This window comes from Paracoccus sp. S4493 (assembly GCF_000967735.1).
Classification (GTDB): Bacteria; Pseudomonadota; Alphaproteobacteria; order Rhodobacterales; family Rhodobacteraceae; genus Paracoccus; species Paracoccus marcusii.
Genome location: NZ_JXYF01000551.1, coordinates 1 through 608, shown reverse-complemented (window position 1 = coordinate 608; position 608 = coordinate 1). Strand labels below are relative to the sequence as shown.

Annotated in this window: 1 protein-coding gene; it reads left to right on the top strand. The window is 62.2% G+C overall.

From position 1 onward, the window contains the following. The coding region (locus TW83_RS19005) for a DUF1173 family protein (RefSeq protein ID WP_045984356.1) at nt 1-608 on the top strand (608 nt) is incomplete at its 3' end.

The window sequence follows — 608 nt, the reverse complement described above, 5'->3', positions numbered from 1 at the left end:
ATCCTGGAAGGCGCATACGATAAGAAGGCCAGGCCGCTGTGCCAATGCAGCCGTCAGGAACCGGCAATGTATATCGCCAAGGTCGGGAACGAATATATCCTGAAACGAATGCCCGGAACGGGTCATCTTCACGATCCGGTCTGTGAGACATTCGATCCACCCCCGGAACTGTCCGGCCTGGGCCAGGTGAACGGACAGGCCATCGTGACCGACGAGGCGGGCGGCACCATGCTCAAGCTGGATTTTCCGCTATCGGTGAAGGGTGGACGGGCCGCCCCCGTGGCCGATCCGGGAGAGGCCGCATCATCCGCCGTCGCCAGCCCGGCAAAACTGCGCCTGCTGGCCATGCTGCACTACCTTTGGGAAGCCGCAGGTCTGAACAAGTGGCGAAGCACTTACGGCCGCCGCCGCAGCTGGTTCATCATCCACCGTGAGTTGATGGCCGCGGCCGCAAAAGTCAGCACGAAGGCCGGGCCGATTTCGGGCAATCTCTTTGTCCCTCCGCTCTATTCGATCGAGGAAAAGGAAAGGCTCGCCGCCGACCGGCGGCGCTTCCTGCACCGGCTTCAGCCGGTTGCAGGAAAGCCCACACCCCTTGGCATCGTTAT